The organism is uncultured Kluyvera sp., from assembly GCF_902485085.1.
In the GTDB taxonomy this organism is placed as follows: domain Bacteria; phylum Pseudomonadota; class Gammaproteobacteria; order Enterobacterales; family Enterobacteriaceae; genus Kluyvera; species Kluyvera ascorbata.
Window position 1 is genome coordinate 30,172 of sequence record NZ_CABTJS010000168.1, and the last position, 18,633, is coordinate 48,804.

Sequence of the window (18,633 nt, forward strand, 5' to 3'; positions counted from 1 at the left end):
AATGTTATTACCGCAACTTCCCTTATTTCATCTAAATCACTGCGTATCCCCAACGCGCTAATCGTGATACCCTTCACATGATTGGAATAATTAATTCCTTATACTGCCTGCCACTGAGAATGATGAGGTTTCCTATGAGTATCGACCTGAGCAAACTGCTGACCGAACGCCGCAACGCCAACAGCGCCAACATTGACACCCTCTCTACCGAAGCAATGCTGACGGTGATTAACAACGAAGATCAGCTGGTTGCCCATGCGATCACCCCTTACATTCCGCAAATTGCCCAGCTCGTTGACGCCGTGGCCGACGCCTTCCGCCACGGCGGGCGCCTGATTTACATCGGCGCAGGCACCTCCGGGCGTTTAGGCATCCTCGATGCCAGCGAATGCCCGCCGACCTTTGGCACCCGCCCAGAACAGGTTGTCGGCCTGATTGCCGGCGGCCATACCGCCATTCTGAAAGCCGTAGAAAACGTTGAAGACAACGCGGCGCGCGGCGCAGAAGATTTACAGGCGCTGGGCTTTAACGAACATGATGTTCTGGTCGGCATCGCCGCCAGCGGCCGCACCCCGTACGTCCTCGGCGCTATGGAATACGCCCACCAGCAGAACGCGCTGGTCGCCATTGTAAGCTGCAACCCGCACGGTGAAATGGCGCAGCGCGCGGATATCGCAATCACCCCGGTTGTCGGCCCGGAAGTGGTCACCGGCTCTACCCGTTTGAAAGCTGGCACCGCACAGAAGCTGGTGCTGAACATGATTACCACCGGCGCGATGATCCGCAGCGGCAAGGTCTATAGCAACCTGATGGTTGACGTGGAAGCCACCAACGCCAAGCTGATTGAACGTCAGATTTCCATCGTGATGGAAGCCACCGAATGCGATCGCACCACCGCGATGGCTGCGCTTGATGCCTGCGGCCGACACTGCAAAACCGCCATCGTGATGGTGCTGGCAAACCTGAGCGCCGAAGAAGCGAAGCAATTGCTGGCAGACAACAACGGCTTTATCCGTAAAGCGTTAAAACACTGATTCAACTGACTGGGATACCGTGGAATGGCCAAAATAAATAAAGCGATGATAGCTCGCCTCCTCGACCTGGTTGGCGGCGCGCCGAACGTAGTCCAGGCGGGTAACTGTATGACCCGACTGCGTTTAACCTTACGCAGCGACGTTCACGCCGACGTAGCGGCCATCCGCCAGGTTGAAGGCGTACTGGGGGTCGTCGTCAGCGAGGAGCAGTTCCAGATAATCCTCGGGCCGGGTAAAGCGCAAACCGCCGCCGAGCTGATGAACGAGCTGCTGGAAAACGAACCTGCCGCACGGGGAACCCCCGCCAGCGGCGAGTCACTCGCCGATATCGCCAGCGCCAAAAAGCAGGAGCTAAAAGGCAAACAGACCGGCGGTGTGCAGAAGTTTCTGGCGAAGTTTGCCACTATCTTTACCCCGCTGATTCCGGGCTTTATCGCCGTCGGGCTGCTGCTGGGTTTTGCCACGCTCGCCGAACAGCTTTTCGTGCTGGAGAACGCGCACCCCAACGCCACGCTGGTTGGCATCATCAGCTACATGAAAATCTTCAGCAAAGGGATGTTCACCTTCCTGAGCATTTTGATTGGCTATAACGCACAGAAAGCCTTTGGCGGCTCCGGCGTCAACGGTGCCATCATCGCCGCGCTGTTTATCCTCGGCTATGACCCGAAAGCCACCGTCGGCTTCTACTCCGGTATCACCGATTTCTTCGGCCACGGCATCGACCCGCGCGGCAATATTATCGGCGTACTGATTGCCTCGATTATTGGCGCGTGGGTAGAAAAACGGGTGCGTCGCATCATGCCCGCCAACCTGGACATGATCCTCACCTCGGCGGTGACGCTGCTGATCATGGGCGCGGTCACCTTCGTGGTGATTATGCCTATCGGTGGCTACCTGTTTACCGGGATGTCCTGGCTGTTCCTGCACCTCAACGGTAACCCGTTCGGCTCTGCGGTGCTGGCCGGGTTGTTCCTGCTGGCGGTGATGTTCGGCGTGCATCAGGGCTTTGTGCCGGTCTATTTTGCGCTGATGGAAGCCCAGGGCTTTAACTCACTGTTCACCATTCTGGCGATGGCCGGTGCGGGCCAGGTTGGCGCGGCACTGGCGCTCTATTTCCGCGCGAAGCAAGATTCACTGCTGCGTACGCAGATTAAAGGGGCCATTATTCCCGGCCTGCTCGGCGTGGGCGAACCGCTGATTTACGGCGTCACGCTGCCGCGCATGAAGCCGTTTGTCACCGCCTGTCTCGGCGGCGCCTGCGGGGGCTTCTTTATCGGTCTGGTGGCCTGGCTAGGGCTGCCGGTTGGCCTCAACACCGTCTTTGGTCCATCTGGTCTGGTGGCGCTGCCGCTGATGACCTCGCACAGCGGCATCTACGCCGGGATGGCGGTCTACGCCGCGGGTCTGCTCGTGGCCTACTTCTTCGGCTTCCTGCTCACCTGGCTGTTTGGCAGCAAAAACGTCGACCTCAGCTAACCCTTTTGCCCCCGGCGCACCGCTGGGGGCAAGCCTCTGCCCATGCTATGATGCCCGCCAGAATAAAATCATATGACAGGGTTGGGGAAAAATGGGTGCCACCAGAAAAGGGATGCTGAACGTCTTAGTTGCCGCCATATTGTGGGGAAGTTCAGGCGTTTGTGCGCAGTACATCATGGAACACAGCCAGATGCCGTCGCCGTTTTTGACGATGATTCGCCTGCTCTCCGGTGGCTTTATCCTGCTAACGTTCTCTTTCCTGCACGGCGACGGCATTTTCCGCATTCTGAAAGACCGCAAAGACATTATCAGCCTGCTGCTGTTCTCCCTTGTTGGCGCGATGACCGTTCAGCTCACCTTCCTGCTGGCGATTGAAAAATCCAACGCCGCCACCGCAACGATTTTGCAGTTCCTGTCGCCGACCATTATCGTCGCCTGGTTCGCCATCGTGCGCAAAGCCCGTCCGGGGCGCTTCGTCTTTGCCGCCATTGCAACCTCGCTTATCGGCACGTTCTTACTGGTCACTCACGGCGACCCGACGTCGCTCTCAATTTCCGGTGCCGCGCTGTTCTGGGGGATCGCTTCGGCCTTCGCGGCGGCGTTTTACACCACCTACCCCTCCACGCTGATTGCCCGTTACGGCACGCTGCCGATCGTCGGCTGGAGTATGCTGCTCGGTGGTGCAATGCTGCTGCCGTTCTACGCGGGAGATGGCGCGAACGTGGTAATTACCGGCAACCTGCTGCTGGCGTTCTTCTATCTGGTAGTGATTGGCACCTCCCTCACCTTCAGCCTGTACCTGAAAGGCGCGCAGATGATCGGCGGCCCGAAAGCCAGTATCCTCAGCTGCGCCGAACCCCTCAGCAGCGCGCTGCTGTCGCTGCTGCTGTTGGGCATCAGCTTCACCCTGCCAGACTGGCTGGGCACGCTGCTGATCCTCTCTTCGGTGGTACTGATTTCACTGGACTCACGCCGCAGAACGAAAACGGCGTAGCACGGTAATGCCCGGTAGCACCGCGCTATCGGGCCAAATTTTAGTGCCGCAGTGCCTCCAGTTCGTCAGCCGAAAGCCCGGTGATGAGCTGAACCAGAGCACTATCTATATCGTTTTCCAGCATGGTACGGGCAATGCGCAGGGCTTCTTGCTGAATGCCCTGTTGTAGCCCTTGCTGAACCCCCACCTGTAATCCCGCCAGATGCCCTTCTTCCCGCAGCCTCTCCGCAATCGTCATCATCTTCTCCTTCTGTTCGGGTAAACGCGCTACCGCAGCCTGGAGAAATTCATGAAAGCGCACCGCATCTCCTGACCGCAGCAAATAATTAAACAGTGCTTCCATCTGGCTGTCATTAGCACACCCTGTAACGAGCAGCAGGGCTAGCCTGTCCACCAGCCCCAGCAGATCGCGCTGACGAATATGCTTTTGCACCAGCTCCAGCAGCGCAATTCGCCGGTGCTGCATAATCTCATCGTCTGGCACGACCGTGATATCCACCAATGGGAACGCATCGGCATACAGCGCGCGAGCCGCCGCCGGATTAGCGAACTCGTCCAGCCAGCACAGCGAAAAGGGATAGGGGCTTTGCATGCCATGATAAAAAAGCATAGGAATAACCAACGGTAACGTCGGGTGCCCTGCATCCAGATGACGCTGCATCGCCGACAGCGCGTAGCGCATGAGCCGAAATGCCATATGCGAGTCTGGCGAGCTTTGGTGTTCAATCACCACGTAGATATAACCTTCACCTTCCGTGGTCTGTAACGACCACAACACATCGGAATAATAGGCACGGAGGCTCGGCTCAATAAAGCTACCGGACTCTAGTTTTAGCGTTTGCAGATCACAAAGCGACCTTAGCGCCTCCGGCAGATGAATAGTCAGAAAATCCCGCGCCGTTTCCGGGTGGCATAAAAACTGTTTGAAGACCGCATCGTGCGGTGTAGAAGTCGTCATGATGTTCCGTCATCCAGAGAACTGATTGCAGGACTCTACGCGCAGAGCAGCGGTAAAGCAGTTCTGATTTACCGCTTTTACGAGCCACGACGAAAGGTGTTAATGAGCCAGTGCAACGCCATCATTTTGCTGGAAACCACTACGCAGAATGACGCGCCGGGGAATGCGTCTATAGTTAACTAAACGCATTAACATAAGGATATCCGCAATGAAGAAAATCAGTATCGCCATGTCGCTTGCCGCCTCCCTGCTGTTGCCTGCCGTCGCGCTGGCCGCACCGCTGGAAGGGCTGAAGTTTGAGCAGCAAAAACAGCAGGTGGTAAAAGACGTGAAGCAGAACTGTCCGGCAAGCAGTGGGCTAAGCGATTCGCAGTTTGCTAACCGCGTGCTGGAGTCGAAAGAGAATAAAACTGCGGTGCAGAGCGCCACGCGGGCGCTGGATAAGAACGATCGTTCTGCCTATGAAAAGGCGATTAAAAGCATTCAGTGCCCGGCCAAGTAGCACTACAAGCAGGGCTCCCCGGCGTCACTGCGTTCGACCGGGCTACCATTGCATTGTGTAGCCCGGGCGTACAGCAGCGACCCCGGGATAATTACCGCCCTTTCAGCGTATCCGCTAGCGACTGCCAGCTAAACGGCTGTAGGCCAGCATAATCCAATCCTAATCCCCGCATCTGCTGCGGTAAATGGCGCTGAACTCGCGCCGTCGACTGGCTCATCATCCCCTCACCGCCCGCATCGCGCAGCGTTTTTACCACTTCTTCCATCTCTTCACTGCGGCGTATCCCATGTTCCGCCACGCGACTAATCAGGTATCCCGGAAACGCACCGTCCCAGCCGAGAGACGGGAAGCTGGCGTGCAGCGAGGCCAGCACGTCTTCTTCCACGCCGTATTCACGTGCGGCAAACAGGCACTCGGTGGTCAGCGCCTCCAGCCCTTTTATCATCACGCTACGGCACATCTTAATGGCCGACACTTTGCCAACAACCAGACTGCCAAAGCGGGCGTTAAAGCCTAGCTGATTCAGTACATCGGTCACCGACTCCGCCTGCGGACCGCCGACCAACAGCGGGGTTTTCATCCGCACGGGAGGTACCGGAGCCATGACCGCCACGTCAACGTAGACGCCGGGGGAAAATGCCTGTGCCGCCTGTCGCTTGGTATCGGGTGCCACCGAGTTAAGGTCGAGAAAATACTGCCCGGCCTGCATCAACGCCGCGCTCTGTTGCGCCACCTCCAGCGCCGACCCTGCGGTGACGGTAGAGAAGACCCACGCCGCGCCGTCCAGCGCCTGCGCAAGAGAGTCCGCCACCTGCACGCCAGCCTTGTCGGCCTTCGCCAGCATCGCTTCACGCTCACCGCCGCCGAGCTTGCTATCCCAGATAACCACCTGATGCTGTGCCGCCAGTTCACTGGCCAGAATGCCGCCCGCTTCACCAAAACCAATAAACGCAATATGTCTCATCATTACTCCTTCGCAGGCCAGACGGCGGCCGGAATTAATACCTCACCGACAAACAGCAGCCGGGCGGTGCGCAGCAGGCCGCTGCCCGCCAGGCTGCCGTCATCCCGACGCTGTATCGCCACGCTGAACTCGCCGGTTGGATGTTCAACGCTGACCAGCTGTTCACGCCCTTCCCCCACCTTCGCCAGCCCCTGCGTCACCGCGCCTGGTAACAGGCAGGCGCTCGCCACGCTCACCGCGCCGAACACGCCAATCGACGCATGGCAGCGGTGCGGAATAAAGGTCCGGCTGCTGATAGCCCCGCCGCTACGCGGTTCGGCGATCAACGTCATTTTCGGCACGCTGCGTTGGGCGACGTCACCCAGATTCATACGCGGCCCTGCCTGCAAGCGGATGGATTCCAGCCGCAGCTTCAGTTCATCGTCTGCATCGAGCTGCTCCCGGGTTTCATAGCCCGTGCGCCCAACATCGCTGGCACGCAGCAGAATAACCGGCATGCCGTTATCAATGCAGGTGACGTCGATGCCGTCGAAGCGGTCAACCACGCTGCCGGTAGGCAGCAGCGCGCCGCAGGTCGAACCGGCGGTATCAAGAAAGTTGAGGATAATAGGGCTGGCGCTGCCCGGTACGCCGTCAATACGCGCGTCGCCGTCGTACTTCACGCCGTCCGACAAGCAGGCGACTTCTGCCACCGCAATCTGCCCAGTGTTGACCATATGCACCCGCACCTGAGTTACCGGTGCGTTAAGCGGCACCAACCTGCGTTCGATAGCAAACGGCCCCACCGCCGCCAGAATATTGCCGCAGTTCTGGCCGTAATCGACCACTGCACGCTCTACGTTGACCTGCGCAAACAGATAATCCACGTCGGCATCCGGGCGAGTTGAGCGCTGGATAATGGCCACTTTGCTGGTTAGCGGGTCGCCGCCGCCGATACCGTCAATCTGGCGGAGATCGGGCGAGCCCATCACCGCCAGCAGCACCGCGTCGCGCTGCTCGGTTGATGCGGGCAGGTCTGATGCCAGAAAACAGGCCGCCTTTGAGGTTCCGCCCCGCATCCACAGGCAGGGGATTCTGCGTTGCGCCATATCAGTCCCTCACGTCCTCGGCCGAATCAAAATAGCGCAGCCCTTTCTCCGCAAGGCGCGGACGCATAGCGTAGATATCAAGCCCCAGCTCGCCGTTGCTCATCCGCTCACGCTTCGCCGTTTCATTGGCGATACGGCTCTGTGCTTTTGCCAGTACCGTATCGGCGAGAGCGTGCGGCACCACCACCACCCCGTCATCGTCCGCCACCACTACATCGCCCGGCACCACCAGTTGGCCGCCACAGGTCAGCGGCACGTTAACCGAACCGAGGGTCTCTTTGACGGTGCCCTGGGCGTAAACCTGACGCGACCACACCGCAAAGCCCATCTCACGTAGCGTCTGGGAATCACGAATGCCGATATCCCCCACCAGACCAATCACGCCTCGCGCCTGAAGTGAGGTCGCCAGCAGGTCGCCGAAGAAACCATCGCCGCAGGGAGACGTTGGCGCGACGACCAGAATATCGCCGGGCTGGCACAGCTCGACGGCCACGTGAAACATCCAGTTATCCCCCGGCGTCACCAGCACCGTTACGGCATTACCCGCGCGGCTGATGCCCTGCTGAATTGGGCGAATATCCGGGCTCATCAGCCCCTGGCGTTCGTGGGATTCATGGATTGTTGCCACGCCCGCCGCCGCAAACTGGCGCAGCTTACCGCCGTCGGTGCGCGGGATATAGCGCACGGCGATACCTTTTTTATTGAGTAAATTCATGCCAGATCCCCCGTAACGCGCGGGAAGATACTCTGGAAACCTTCCGCATGGCTGATGTCGCGTGCAGCGGTAATGCCGATATTGCGTTTTGCCTGCACGCCGCGCTGAAGCGCCACGCGGGTGTAGTATTCCCACAGATGTTCCTGTCCCTGCATGCATTGGATAGCACGGTACTTTTTCTCCCACACGCGGGTGATATCCAGCAGTACGTCCGGCTTCCAGTTGCACTGCTCCGGCTGATGCGGCTCAAAACAGTAAACCGGTGGGGCTGCCACTACCGGCTCACCGGGGCGATAGCCTTCGGCCTGGGCGATAATGCGGGCCTCCTGCGCCAGATTGGAGGCCAGCGGGTGATCGTAGTTGTACGGGTCGTGCATCGAGTGGGTCAGCACAAAGTGCGGCTGCACGCGGCGATAAACGTCCGCGAGGCGGAACAGCGTATCTTTATCGGCACGCAGCGGGTAGTCGCCAATGTCAAAGAACTCGACGCTGGCGCCGAGGATCTCCGCCGCGGCCTGCGCTTCCTGCTGGCGATGCTGCTTCACCATCGCCTCGGTCATGTTGCCTTTGCGCCACAGTTTGGCGGACTCACCGCGCTCGCCGTACGACAGGCAGACGATATGCACCTGGTAACCTTGTTCAACGTGCAGTGCAATAGCGCCGCCCGCGCGCCAGACGAAATCCGCCGAGTGAGCACTGATGACTAGGGCGCTTTTAGGGGTAATCAGAGTAGACATGTGGGCTTCCTTCTTGGTTTTTTTTCAGCTTGTCATGTCCAGCTCACAGCGGGTAATTCGTTAACTTGCGAAGGCTATGATTTTTATTTATGTTGGATAAAAAATACCCCACAAAAGGCGAGCAACGGCATGTGGCAGACGAAGCACGAGAAAGGCATCAACATCATGCAGTTACGGTTCTTCTGCCAGGTCGCCAGCCGCGGTAGCGTTTCCCGTGCCGCCGACGACTTATTTCGCACCCAGTCCGCCATTACTCGTGCCATCCGCGATCTGGAAGCAGAGCTAAGCGTGACGCTGTTTGAGCGCCACTACAGCGGCATGGTGCTGACGGAATACGGCAAATGCATTTTGCCGCGCGCGCTGCGGGCGATTGGAGATTTACAGGCCATTCCCGCGCTGATGCACAAGCTCAAAGCACACACCGCGCCGCACAAGGATCTGCCCGACCCGGGTTGGCTGTTCAACACCCGGCGGCTGGAGATTTTTATTCAGCTGTACCACATCAACCATAGCCAGACCGTCGCCAACCAGCTCGGCGTGACGCAGCCAGCGATTAGCGCCGCGCTGAAGATTCTGGAGAAAGGGGCTGGTTCGCCGCTGTTTCGCCGCACGCCGGAGGGAGTTCGTCCGACCACGGCCGCCGATACGCTGTATCCGAACATCAGCCGTGCCTTGAACGAACTGGCGCACATTTGGGGTGATTTAGCGGCAATACGCGGCGTACTGGAGGGAAATGTCCGCATTGGCGCGCTGCCGCTTAGTCGTACGCAGCTGCTGCCCGCCGCCATCAACGCCTTTCTGGCCCAGCATCCGGGAATCCGTGTGGTGACCAATGAAAGCCCGTACGAATCCCTGGTGTCGGACATGCGGGCGGGAAATATCGATTTTATCATTGGCGCACTGCGCCAGCACGATGAGTTGCCGGAGCTCACCTGCCAGCCGCTGTTTGAAGAGGAAATGCTGATTCTGGTGTGCAACGATCACCCGCTGCTCAACCATCCAGACCCACTAAGCCAGCTCGCCTGCGCCCAGTGGGTGCTGCCGCGCAGCAATGCCCCGGCGCGGCATCTTCTGGATGAAGCCTTTGCCGCCCTCGGCCTGCCGCAGCCGCAGCCGGTAGTCGAAACCGGTGATGCCGCGATGGTGCGCGGCCTGCTGCTCGGTTCACCGCTGCTGGCCGCCGTTTCCGCCAGCCAGATGCGCTTTGAAATAGATAACCACCTGCTGACCATCCTGCCGGTGAAGCTGCCCAATACGCAGCGGCGCATTGGGCTGACCTTCCGCGAAGGCAGTCTGCCCTCGCCTGCTACCCAAACGTTGGTGAACTTTATTCATCAGCAGGTGGCCGCGACGTCTGATGGCGCTACGCTTATCAGGCCGGCAAAAACACCGCCAGCTAGTTAGCCGGTGTTTTTGTACCCGCCACCGAATAGGTCACCTGCTGGTTGCGGGTTTTCTGGAACTCGTCGAGCGTCTGCCCCCGCATGGCGGCGTAGATATGCAGGTTCGACACCCCCACCACCGCGCCCATTTTCTCCAGCAGAAAGAAGCTGGCACCGTACTGAATCAGCCCTCGCCAGTCCCGCGTCATCAGCAGCTTCTGCTCCTCCTCGCTTAACGCCGCCTCGGCAAACAGCGCCTGCGGTTCGTTGAGGAAACGCTCGCGCCACGCGGGCTGCGTCAGCTTGTGCAGAAAGGCATTCAGCCGCATACCGTTGAGGCTGCGCTCGTGAGTGAACGGATAGGTGCCGGGAAGCTTTTCCACGCCCGCAAGCTGGCGCGCCATATGCTGACGATGACGCGTAAGCGTATCGACCGGCGGCAGCCGCGCATGGTTTTCCAGGATCAGCGTGGCGATACCGGTCATTGATGGCAGGTAATAATCACGCCAGGTTTCAGTGACGTTGGCCGACAGCGCGCCGCGCATCACCAGCCACATGATCACCTCCGAACCCTCCATACCGCCAAGCTCGGCGTATTCCGCCAGCGTCATCTCGGTCAGCTTCTCCGGGTCGTTCACCAGCATATCGACAAACTGCGCGTCCCATTCGGTGTTGTTAAACCCACAGCGCTCACCGTGCACCTGGTGCGACAACCCGCCGGTCGCCACGATGGCGACGTTGATATCCTCCGGGAAGCTCTCAATCGCCCGGCGCAGCGCCTGCCCAAGCTTGTAACAGCGTCGCGCGCTCGGCACCGGAAACTGCAGTACGCCAATTTGCAGCGGCACCACTTTGGTCGGCCATTCGCCGCTCTGCCACGGCAGCAGCGCTGAAAGCGGCGAGAACAGGCCGTGGTCGAGCTTTTTGTTCATAAAGAACGACATGTCGAACTCGTCCGCCATCAGGCTGCTGCCGATATGGCGCGAGAGCGCGGCGTTGCCTTTGATTGGCGGTAGGCTGCGCGGGCCGCCGCCTTCGTCCGCCACACCGTATTCGTTATCAATACCCAGCGCGAAGGTCGAGTAGTGGTCGAAGAAAAAAGCGGTTACATGGTCGTTGAAGATATAGACCAGCGCATCCGGTTTTTTCTCGTCGAGCCAGCGCTGCAACGGCTCGAAGCTTTCGAAAATCGGTGCCCACGCCGCATCATGCTGTTTATGATGATCGACTGCGAAGCCGATGGTCGGGGTATGAGAGACGGCAATACCGCCAATAATTCTAGCCATAACGGAACTCCACTTATCGATGATGGGCGGCGTTTGGTAGCGCCACATCGCCCGCCGTACGCCCACTCTGCGCGGCGTTACGCTGATTCATACGGTGCAGCAGAATACAGGCTGCCGCGAGGCAGGCCGGCAGCGCCAGCACCAGGAAAATTGACGAGTGCCCCGGCACCGCCAGCATGATTACGCCCCCCAGTGTTGAGCTTAAAATCGCTCCGATACGCCCAATGCCGTGCATCCAACTCACGCCGGTAGCGCGAATTTCGGTTTGATAGAAGGCTGGCGAGTAGGCCTGAAGGCCGTTTTGCGCGCCGTTAATACACATCCCGCTCACGAAAATCAGCACCGACAGCGCCGCTGAACCAAAGTCCATCAGCCCCTGGGACAGCAGGCACAGGCAGCCAATAAAATACGTTGCCGCAATGACCACTTTTGCCGAGGTGCGGTCCATCAGGTAGCCCACCAGAATGCCGCCGAGCGGGCCGCCAAGCTGGAACAGGCCGGTGATAATCGCCGCCTGCTGCAACGACAGACCGCCGGAGCGCAGAATGGTCGGCAACCAGCCGTTCAGCAAGTAAATCACGAACAGTCCCATAAAATAGGTCAGCCACAGCGCGACGGTGCCGCGCGCGTAACCACCGCGGAACAGCTGAATCACCTTCGCGTGGCGGGAAATTTGCGGCGTACTCAGGGTAAATAACGTGTTAGCGGCAAACTGGCCGCCCAGGCGGTTCAGCACGCGGGCAATCTCAGCTCCCGGCACGCGCCGCGCCACCATGTTCATCGCCGATTCCGGCAGCATCACCAGCATAAACGGCAGCACCACCAGCGGCAGTACGCCGCCGAAGATCAGCGCCGAATGCCAGCTGTAGTGCGACAGCAGCGCCGCGGCGATAAATCCGCCGAGCCCAGAGCCGACGTTAAACCCGCTGTACATTAGCGTAATCATCAATCCTTTACGCCGCTCAGGCATGTATTCCGCCACCAGGGTCACACAGTTTGGCATCACCGCACCAAGACCGAGCCCGGTTAAAAAGCGCAGCAGCGCCAGTTGGGTAGGCGTTTGCGCCATTGCCGCCGCCAGGCTGAAGACGCCGAACAGCGCCACCGAGGACAGCAGAATGCGCTTACGCCCGTAGCGGTCAGCGAGCGGCCCGGCAATCAGTGCACCCAGCGCTACGCCGAACATCGCCGCGCCCAGAATAGGCCCCAGCGCCGCGCGGCTGATGCCCCAGTCTTCCAGCAGCGCCGGGGCGATAAAGCCCATCACTGCCGCGTCATAGCCGTCGAGCATGATAATCACGAAACAGAGAAACAAAATTTTCCACTGAAAGCGCGAGATTGGTCGGGCATCAATCCACGCTTTTACATCTACACCGGTCGAGAGGCTCATAGGGTTACGTCCTTAAAGAGGAGGTATGAATGTTCTGGTTTGTGTTATTGGATGAACGTTCAGCCCACGTTAAGGCAGTCGCCCGACGCTGTCCGGTTCAAAAATCCGCGGGTGGGTATGAGTTATTTTTATATTGTGAGCGGCGTGGCAAAACAATGGGAGGGAATAAACGCCCGCAGCCAGGCAGCGGCGGGCGACAGGATTAGCGTCTATGCATCTCTGGAATAATCAGATCGCCGCGAAAAGCGTGGTTGCCCGGAGACTGGGTTTTCTCTTCCAGCCAGTGAACAATGCGCGCGGCAATAGCATCCATCGAGTATTCGATGGCCGGAATGGTTGGAATGCCCGGCAGGTGCAGCGTCCCCGCAAGGCTGAAGACCATCACATCTTCCGGAACGCGTTTATTGAACGCCAGAAGCTGGGGGATCACCCGCTGCGCTTCCTGTTCATCGGCCACCAGCAGCGCATTAAAGTTGACGGTGCTGGCGTTGTTCAGCAGTTCCTGCAACGCCACGGTCGAAGAGTTGCTGTCCATAAACACCAGGTTGCGATTAAACGGCAGAAAGTTTTTCTCCAGACCCTGCTTGTAGCCCAGCAGCACGTCGTCGACAAAACCGCTGCCCAACGGCTGAATCAGCGCAATCTGGCGACGGCCCTGGCTCGCAAGGTAGTTACAGGCGGTTTCCGCGGCAAAAACGTGGTCAAACTGGATGCTGTTGGTGTTTTCCGCTTCAGGGCAGTCAATCAACACCACGTTGTCGCTATCGACCTCCAGCGGGAAACGCGCGCCGATCACCAGCACGTCATCGCACAGTCCGCTGGTCAATTCATCTAGTGCCGACATCACGCCGGTTCGCGTATTGGCAAAGCGCAGCAGCAGGTGTTTTTGGTGCTGGCTAAACTGCTTTTCCAGCGCGTAGAGATAGCCGGTGGTCTGGTTAATATTCTCCATGGCGCAAATGACGCCAATGCAGCCGGTAGACTGGCTCAGCAGCGATTGGGCAATCACATTGGGCCGATAATTGAGTTCATCAACCGCGCGTAAAACTGCAAGCCGGCTGGCCTCTTTTACTCCTCGTGAACCGCTCAACACACGTGAAACTGTGGCCTTAGACACTCCGGCCAGACGTGATACATCGTTGATTGTAGACATCATTCTCCCCTGAAAAGGCACACGAGTTGCCCTGTAAATCCTCGGTACAACAACGGCTCAAATTATAGCTGCCGACAGTATATCCGTTTCCCTTTTCCCATGGAAACCGATTATCCATTTGATGTCCATTTCACCTCAAAACGACAATTTTATGTGAGCCAGGACGAAATAATTAGTCTCATAAGCATGAGAAATTGATGGATATCACAGTTCTAAGTTTTATGAATAGAAACCGGTTTCAGTTTCATATCAAATCACGATCGCAACAACTTTTTACATTTAGAGGATGGTCGTAGATGTACAAAATTATGCTCTGCTGCTCCGCCGGAATGTCGACCAGCATGCTGGTCAGAAAAATGGTGGAAGCCGCGCAGGAACGGGACTTGCCGGTAAAAATTGATGCCTATGGCGTGTCCGAATTTGACATCCAGTACCCGCAATATCAGGTGGTGTTACTGGGTCCACAGGTGAAGTACATGTTAAAAAGTTTGTCAGAAAAGGCCGCCACCCAAAATATTCCCGTCCAGGCGATTGATACCATGGATTATGGAATGCAACGGGGTGACAAAGTACTCGATTACGCTCTGTCGCTGATTTCCGCAGCGCACTAAAAGGGTTTCCAAATGAGTTCTCTTTATCAATCCATGGTTGCCGTTATTGAGCAATCCATTACCCCGCTGGCCGGCCGTCTCGGACAGCAAAAATATGTCATCGCCATTCGCGATGGTTTTACCGCCGCGCTGCCGTTTATGATAATCGGCTCGTTCATGCTGGTGTTTATTTTCCCACCGTTCTCACCGGATACGACCAACGGTTTTGCCCGCGGCTGGCTCGATTTCTCCGCTCACTATCGCGATCAGCTGATGCTGCCGTTTAACCTCAGCATGGGCGTGATGACCTTCTTTATCTCCGTCGGTATCGGGGCAAGCCTTGGTCGTCAGTTTAACCTCGACCCGGTGATGTCCGGCCTGCTGGCGTTTATGGCCTTCCTGCTGGTTGCCGCGCCGTACGCAGACGGTAAGATTTCCACCCAGTATCTGTCTGGTCAGGGGATTTTCACCGCGCTGATTACCGCGATTTACTCCACCCGCGTGTACGCCTGGCTTAAGCAGAACAACGTCACCATTCGCCTGCCAAAAGAGGTCCCGACCGGCGTGGCGCGTTCATTCGAGATCCTGATTCCGGTTCTGGTGGTGATTGGTACGCTGCACCCGCTGAACCTGTTCATTGAAGCGCAGACCGGTATGATTCTGCCGCAGGCGATTATGCACGTACTGGCCCCGCTGGTTTCTGCTTCTGATTCTCTGCCCGCGATCCTGCTGTCGGTGCTGATGTGCCAGATTTTCTGGTTTGCCGGGATCCACGGCTCGCTGATTGTCACCGGGATCATGAACCCATTCTGGATGGCGAACCTCTCTGCCAACCAGGCCGCGCTGGCTGCGGGCACCGTTCTGCCGCACGTCTACCTGCAAGGTTTCTGGGATCACTACCTGCTGATTGGCGGCGTAGGCTGTACCTTACCGCTGGCGTTCCTGCTGCTGCGTAGCCGCGTCGCGCACCTGCGTACCATCGGTAAAATGGGCGTCGTCCCAAGCTTCTTTAATATCAACGAACCGATTCTGTTCGGCGCGCCGATTATTATGAACCCGATGATGTTTATTCCGTTTGTCTGTATTCCAATGGTTAACGCCGTTCTCGCCTATACCGCTACCCGTCTTGGCTGGCTGGCACAGGTGGTTTCGCTGACGCCGTGGACCACGCCTGCGCCTATCGGTGCTTCCTGGGCGGCAAACTGGGCATTAAGTCCGGTGGTGATGTGCGTTATCTGTATGCTGGTCTCTGCGGCCATGTATTTACCATTCCTGCGCGCCTACGAGCGTTCATTAATGAAAACTGAAGAGCAGAAATTAAAAACGGCATCGCCATTAGCGGAAACCGTTAGTTAAATCAGATTAATTTAACATTAAGCATTAATATATTATTTCCGCCCTGTTCTTATTATGACTTTAAATAGTTAGGGGATCTTATTATGGTTAGGTTAGAGGACGCGGTAATGGAAATAATCATTAACGCAGGCCAGTCCCGATCGCTATGTTTCGAAGCGCTGCACGCCGCGCGCCAGGGCGAAATGGAGGAAGCCAGAAATCTTCTGCGGGAAGCCGATGGCTACGCCCGTCAGGCGCACCATATGCAAACCAAGCTTATCGAGCAGGATGCAGGTGAAGCGCGGCAGCCCATGACCTTAATTATGGTTCACGCGCAGGACCACTTAATGAACTCATTACTCGCTCGTGAGCTTTCTGAAGAAATTATTCACCTTTATCAACGTTGATATTTAATTTCATTTAACTACGGAGACGTTAATTACGCTAATAATTTAATTGTACCCTACACCATAAAATATAAAATCAGCTTGTTCTGGTGGCGATAGCGAATATCCACCCGAACGAGATGGTTATTGTCTGAAAATATAATTAATTAATTTGAGATAACCATGAAAACTGTAAAAAAACTTCCTTTAGCTATGGCGGTTATTGCCGCACTTTGCCCGCTTTCCTCTGTAATGGCACAAGAATTTACTCAGGAACAAATCGACGCTATTGTGGCCAAGGCCGTCGATAAAGCCCTGGCTGACCGCCAGGCCAAAATGGATGCCGCCCAGGCTAAAAAGGTGGATCTGGAAACCAACCCACAAAGCGCCGCGCAGACGCCAGACATGGCGGTGCCGTTTGGTCTGAAGTTCAGCGGCTACGCGCGTTACGGCGCACACTTCCAGGCAGGCGACCAGAAATACGTCGGCGTGGACGGCTCCTATAACGGTGCCTCGGCTATTGGCCGTCTGGGTAACGAAGGGAACGGCGGTGAATTCCAGTTAACCAAAGCCTTTAAGAGCAGCAAGGGCGCTATCTGGGATATCAACGTTATGTTCGACCACTGGAGTGACGAAGTTAACCTGAAAAAAGCCTACGTTGGCGTGACCAACGTGCTGGAATCGAACCCTAACGCCTATATCTGGGCAGGCCGCGACTTCCACCAGCGTCCGCAACAGGGAATCAACGACTACTTCTGGATGAACCACGACGGCCAGGGCGCAGGGGTGAAAAACTTTGACGTCGGCGGCGTGCAGTTCGACGTTGCCACCGTGGCACAGGTGAAATCCTGTAGCCCGGAAGTGATGGCCGATGAGTCCAACCCATCGCGCATCACCTGTACCGGTAACTCTGATACCGGCGATAACGGCCACTACGCGCTGACCACCAAAACCCACAACATCAAAGCAGGCCCGATTGACGTTGAGGTTTACGCCAACTACGGCTTCGACTCCAAAGCGGTGGATAACGACCAGCAGCTGGATGCCTGGCAGGGCGGCCTGCTGTTAAGCCACACCAACAGCGACGACAGCGGCGTGAACAAGGTTATCCTGCGCTACTCCGATAACTCGGATAACAGCGTGTTTAACAAAACCGACGGCCTGACCGCTATCTACGCCAGCTTCGAGGGTAACTATAAGTTCACCCAGCAGGCGCAGGTGGAATACCTGTTGGCCTTCCACGACTATGACAACAGCAAAGACAACACCGATAACCGTAAAAACTACGGCGCCATTGTTCGTCCAATGTACTTCTGGAACGACGTGCACTCCACCTGGCTGGAAGCGGGCTACCAGCGCGTAGATTACGATCAGGGCGGTGATAACCACGGCTGGAAACTGACGCTGTCGCAGAACATCGCGATTGGTATGGGGCCGGAATTCCGTCCAATGCTGCGCTTCTACGTGACCGGTGGTCAGGTAGATAACAAGCGTACGGCGAAGGTGAACGGAACGCAGGACGAGCAGTTGGATTCACTAAACTTCGGCGGGATGTTTGAAGCCTGGTTCTAAGTTAGCGTGATAAACCCTCTCTCCTCTTTTACGGGGAGGGTTGGGGTGAGGGTTTGACTTTCGAGCCAACATACACCCCTCACTCTCACCTTCTCCCTAAAGGGGGAGAGGGGGACCTTCTTTGTTGATGTGCCCTCTTTTTCCCCTCACCCTAACCCTCTCCCCAAAGGGGCGAGGGGATCGTTTTGTGCAGGATTTTCCTGCCGAGCTTATCAGCGGCACCAATGTGCTCCCTCTCCCTTTTTAAGGGAGAGGGCTGGGGTGAGGGTTTTTATTTCTGCCCCAACCGCTTCGCCACGCGCTCCAGCTTCATCATCAACAGCAGCGTCATCGCCACCAGCACGATGGTCAGCGCCGCGCCGTCGGCGATATTGCCGCGATCGGTCAGGCTAAAAATAGCCACCGGCAGCGTAGTCCAGCCCGGCGGGTAAATCATCATCGTCGCGCCCAACTCCCCCATCGATAGCGACAGACTCAACGCCAACGCCGACAACATCCACGGCATCAGCAACGGCAGCGTGACGTGGCGCAGGCGATACCACGGCGATGCGCCAAGACTTGAAGCGACGTTTTCAATATCGGCGGAAACCCGCGCCAGCCCAGTGGAAACGTTGCTAAAGGTGAACGCGGAGATCAGCACAAAGTGCGCCACCAGCACAATCCACAGCGTGCCGTTCATCTGCAGCGGCCCCTGGCTGAAGGCCACCAGAATGCCAAGTCCGACGGAGACCGAAGGAATGGCGCTCGGCAAGTAGAACAGCATACTCAGCCCCTTTTGCACCTTACCGCCGTACTGGCGCAGCGCCAGCGCCGCCCAGACGCCACATAGCAGCGCAAACAGGCTGGCGCAAAAACCGATAATCAGGCTGGCGAGCAGCGCATCCCACGCCGCGCCGCGAAAGGCATTCACAAAGTGGTTCAGCGTGAAGCCGCTCGGGAGAATGCCGTTCCACTGCTGGCTCAGGCTGGACATTAAAATCACCGCCAGCGGCAGGAAAAAGAAGACGCTAGCAAGCGTGGTAGCCACTATGCCTGCCGCGACGCGCCCTTTGCGCGACCAAATCAACATGG

General features: G+C 57.4%; 18 protein-coding genes. 9 read left to right on the top strand and 9 right to left on the bottom strand.

The window, feature by feature from the left end:
- Positions 1 to 134 precede the first annotated feature (134 nt).
- From murQ to RDN66_RS20445, 3 genes are all read left to right on the top strand, one after another.
- Positions 135 to 1,034, top strand: a complete 900-nt coding sequence (gene murQ / locus RDN66_RS20435; RefSeq protein WP_035896224.1) for an N-acetylmuramic acid 6-phosphate etherase — start codon at positions 135 to 137, stop codon at positions 1,032 to 1,034.
- 24 nt (positions 1,035 to 1,058) lie between these two features.
- Positions 1,059 to 2,510 carry a PTS N-acetylmuramic acid transporter subunit IIBC gene (gene murP, locus RDN66_RS20440; protein WP_202216935.1) on the top strand — a complete coding sequence of 484 codons (1,452 nt, stop codon included), beginning with the start codon at positions 1,059 to 1,061 and terminating at the stop codon, positions 2,508 to 2,510.
- 91 nt (positions 2,511 to 2,601) lie between these two features.
- Positions 2,602 to 3,504 (top strand): EamA family transporter, encoded by a 903-nt coding sequence (locus RDN66_RS20445; protein WP_035896226.1) that lies wholly within the window; start codon positions 2,602 to 2,604, stop codon positions 3,502 to 3,504.
- Between the two features lie 40 nt (positions 3,505 to 3,544).
- Here the strand turns inward: RDN66_RS20445 and RDN66_RS20450 are convergent, their stop codons facing one another.
- Positions 3,545 to 4,462: an Rpn family recombination-promoting nuclease/putative transposase gene (locus RDN66_RS20450; RefSeq protein WP_202216934.1), complete on the bottom strand. Its 918-nt coding sequence runs from the start codon at positions 4,460 to 4,462 to the stop codon at positions 3,545 to 3,547.
- A gap of 208 nt (positions 4,463 to 4,670) precedes the next feature.
- Here RDN66_RS20450 and RDN66_RS20455 point away from each other — a divergent pair, with 208 nt between their 5' ends.
- A complete protein-coding gene (locus RDN66_RS20455; protein ID WP_202216933.1) occupies positions 4,671 to 4,964 on the top strand; it encodes a YicS family protein in 294 nt (97 codons plus the stop codon).
- Positions 4,965 to 5,055: 91 nt separating this feature from the next.
- Here RDN66_RS20455 and RDN66_RS20460 read toward each other — a convergent pair whose 3' ends face one another.
- From RDN66_RS20460 to galB, 4 genes are read right to left on the bottom strand one after another with little or no spacing between them, the layout of a single operon-like run.
- Positions 5,056 to 5,928, bottom strand: a complete 873-nt coding sequence (locus tag RDN66_RS20460) for an NAD(P)-dependent oxidoreductase (protein ID WP_202216932.1) — start codon at positions 5,926 to 5,928, stop codon at positions 5,056 to 5,058.
- A 2-nt stretch (positions 5,929 to 5,930) separates the two neighbouring features.
- Complete coding sequence (locus RDN66_RS20465) at positions 5,931 to 7,016, bottom strand: 4-oxalomesaconate tautomerase (RefSeq protein WP_308538147.1); 1,086 nt, start codon at positions 7,014 to 7,016, stop codon at positions 5,931 to 5,933.
- 1 nt (position 7,017) lies between these two features.
- Positions 7,018 to 7,731 carry a 4-carboxy-4-hydroxy-2-oxoadipate aldolase/oxaloacetate decarboxylase gene (locus tag RDN66_RS20470; protein ID WP_202216930.1) on the bottom strand — a complete coding sequence of 238 codons (714 nt, stop codon included), beginning with the start codon at positions 7,729 to 7,731 and terminating at the stop codon, positions 7,018 to 7,020.
- Complete coding sequence (gene galB, locus RDN66_RS20475; protein ID WP_202216929.1) at positions 7,728 to 8,468, bottom strand: 4-oxalmesaconate hydratase; 741 nt, start codon at positions 8,466 to 8,468, stop codon at positions 7,728 to 7,730. Before galB ends, RDN66_RS20470 begins: the two co-directional genes overlap by 4 nt.
- 129 nt (positions 8,469 to 8,597) lie before the next feature.
- On the opposite strand from galB, the gene RDN66_RS20480 reads away from it, so the two are divergent.
- The gene (locus RDN66_RS20480; protein WP_202216928.1) at positions 8,598 to 9,872 is read left to right on the top strand and encodes a LysR family transcriptional regulator; all 1,275 of its coding nucleotides are present in this window, start codon (positions 8,598 to 8,600) and stop codon (positions 9,870 to 9,872) included.
- Here RDN66_RS20480 and RDN66_RS20485 read toward each other — a convergent pair.
- The 3 genes from RDN66_RS20485 to RDN66_RS20495 form a co-directional block, all read right to left on the bottom strand.
- Positions 9,865 to 11,136 carry a gallate dioxygenase gene (locus tag RDN66_RS20485; RefSeq protein WP_035896232.1) on the bottom strand — a complete coding sequence of 424 codons (1,272 nt, stop codon included), beginning with the start codon at positions 11,134 to 11,136 and terminating at the stop codon, positions 9,865 to 9,867. The genes RDN66_RS20480 and RDN66_RS20485 overlap by 8 nt on opposite strands.
- A gap of 13 nt (positions 11,137 to 11,149) precedes the next feature.
- Positions 11,150 to 12,526, bottom strand: a complete 1,377-nt coding sequence (locus RDN66_RS20490) for an aromatic acid/H+ symport family MFS transporter (RefSeq protein ID WP_035896233.1) — start codon at positions 12,524 to 12,526, stop codon at positions 11,150 to 11,152.
- A gap of 202 nt (positions 12,527 to 12,728) precedes the next feature.
- The gene (locus tag RDN66_RS20495) at positions 12,729 to 13,679 is read right to left on the bottom strand and encodes a LacI family DNA-binding transcriptional regulator (protein WP_035896234.1); all 951 of its coding nucleotides are present in this window, start codon (positions 13,677 to 13,679) and stop codon (positions 12,729 to 12,731) included.
- Positions 13,680 to 13,975: 296 nt separating this feature from the next.
- On the opposite strand from RDN66_RS20495, the gene RDN66_RS20500 reads away from it, so the two are divergent.
- The 4 genes from RDN66_RS20500 to RDN66_RS20515 all read left to right on the top strand — a co-directional run bounded on the left by RDN66_RS20500 (position 13,976) and on the right by RDN66_RS20515 (position 17,562).
- The gene (locus tag RDN66_RS20500) at positions 13,976 to 14,290 is read left to right on the top strand and encodes a PTS sugar transporter subunit IIB (protein WP_035896235.1); all 315 of its coding nucleotides are present in this window, start codon (positions 13,976 to 13,978) and stop codon (positions 14,288 to 14,290) included.
- A 12-nt stretch (positions 14,291 to 14,302) separates the two neighbouring features.
- Positions 14,303 to 15,625: a PTS sugar transporter subunit IIC gene (locus RDN66_RS20505; RefSeq protein ID WP_202216927.1), complete on the top strand. Its 1,323-nt coding sequence runs from the start codon at positions 14,303 to 14,305 to the stop codon at positions 15,623 to 15,625.
- 83 nt (positions 15,626 to 15,708) lie between these two features.
- Positions 15,709 to 16,011 (top strand): PTS lactose/cellobiose transporter subunit IIA, encoded by a 303-nt coding sequence (locus tag RDN66_RS20510; RefSeq protein ID WP_147281519.1) that lies wholly within the window; start codon positions 15,709 to 15,711, stop codon positions 16,009 to 16,011.
- Positions 16,012 to 16,173: 162 nt separating this feature from the next.
- Positions 16,174 to 17,562, top strand: coding sequence for a carbohydrate porin (locus tag RDN66_RS20515; protein ID WP_035896238.1), 1,389 nt, complete (start codon positions 16,174 to 16,176; stop codon positions 17,560 to 17,562).
- 271 nt (positions 17,563 to 17,833) lie between these two features.
- Here the strand turns inward: RDN66_RS20515 and phnV are convergent, their stop codons facing one another.
- Complete coding sequence (gene phnV, locus RDN66_RS20520; RefSeq protein ID WP_308538148.1) at positions 17,834 to 18,631, bottom strand: 2-aminoethylphosphonate ABC transport system, membrane component PhnV; 798 nt, start codon at positions 18,629 to 18,631, stop codon at positions 17,834 to 17,836.
- Positions 18,632 to 18,633: the final 2 nt, after the last annotated feature.

Bases quoted from the DNA above. Each gene is read 5' to 3' on its own strand.
- RDN66_RS20485 (WP_035896232.1), bottom strand. From the start codon at position 11,136: ATGGCTAGAATTATTGGCGGTATTGCCGTCTCTCATACCCCGACCATC.
- murP (WP_202216935.1), top strand. From the start codon at position 1,059: ATGGCCAAAATAAATAAAGCGATGATAGCTCGCCTCCTCGACCTGGTT.
- RDN66_RS20490 (WP_035896233.1), bottom strand. From the start codon at position 12,526: ATGAGCCTCTCGACCGGTGTAGATGTAAAAGCGTGGATTGATGCCCGA.
- galB (WP_202216929.1), bottom strand. From the start codon at position 8,468: ATGTCTACTCTGATTACCCCTAAAAGCGCCCTAGTCATCAGTGCTCAC.
- RDN66_RS20515 (WP_035896238.1), top strand. From the start codon at position 16,174: ATGAAAACTGTAAAAAAACTTCCTTTAGCTATGGCGGTTATTGCCGCA.
- RDN66_RS20465 (WP_308538147.1), bottom strand. From the start codon at position 7,016: ATGGCGCAACGCAGAATCCCCTGCCTGTGGATGCGGGGCGGAACCTCA.
- phnV (WP_308538148.1), bottom strand. From the start codon at position 18,631: ATGTTGATTTGGTCGCGCAAAGGGCGCGTCGCGGCAGGCATAGTGGCT.
- RDN66_RS20495 (WP_035896234.1), bottom strand. From the start codon at position 13,679: ATGTCTACAATCAACGATGTATCACGTCTGGCCGGAGTGTCTAAGGCC.
- RDN66_RS20480 (WP_202216928.1), top strand. From the start codon at position 8,598: ATGTGGCAGACGAAGCACGAGAAAGGCATCAACATCATGCAGTTACGG.
- RDN66_RS20470 (WP_202216930.1), bottom strand. From the start codon at position 7,731: ATGAATTTACTCAATAAAAAAGGTATCGCCGTGCGCTATATCCCGCGC.
- murQ (WP_035896224.1), top strand. From the start codon at position 135: ATGAGTATCGACCTGAGCAAACTGCTGACCGAACGCCGCAACGCCAAC.
- RDN66_RS20445 (WP_035896226.1), top strand. From the start codon at position 2,602: ATGGGTGCCACCAGAAAAGGGATGCTGAACGTCTTAGTTGCCGCCATA.
- RDN66_RS20510 (WP_147281519.1), top strand. From the start codon at position 15,709: ATGGTTAGGTTAGAGGACGCGGTAATGGAAATAATCATTAACGCAGGC.
- RDN66_RS20455 (WP_202216933.1), top strand. From the start codon at position 4,671: ATGAAGAAAATCAGTATCGCCATGTCGCTTGCCGCCTCCCTGCTGTTG.
- RDN66_RS20450 (WP_202216934.1), bottom strand. From the start codon at position 4,462: ATGACGACTTCTACACCGCACGATGCGGTCTTCAAACAGTTTTTATGC.
- RDN66_RS20505 (WP_202216927.1), top strand. From the start codon at position 14,303: ATGAGTTCTCTTTATCAATCCATGGTTGCCGTTATTGAGCAATCCATT.
- RDN66_RS20500 (WP_035896235.1), top strand. From the start codon at position 13,976: ATGTACAAAATTATGCTCTGCTGCTCCGCCGGAATGTCGACCAGCATG.
- RDN66_RS20460 (WP_202216932.1), bottom strand. From the start codon at position 5,928: ATGAGACATATTGCGTTTATTGGTTTTGGTGAAGCGGGCGGCATTCTG.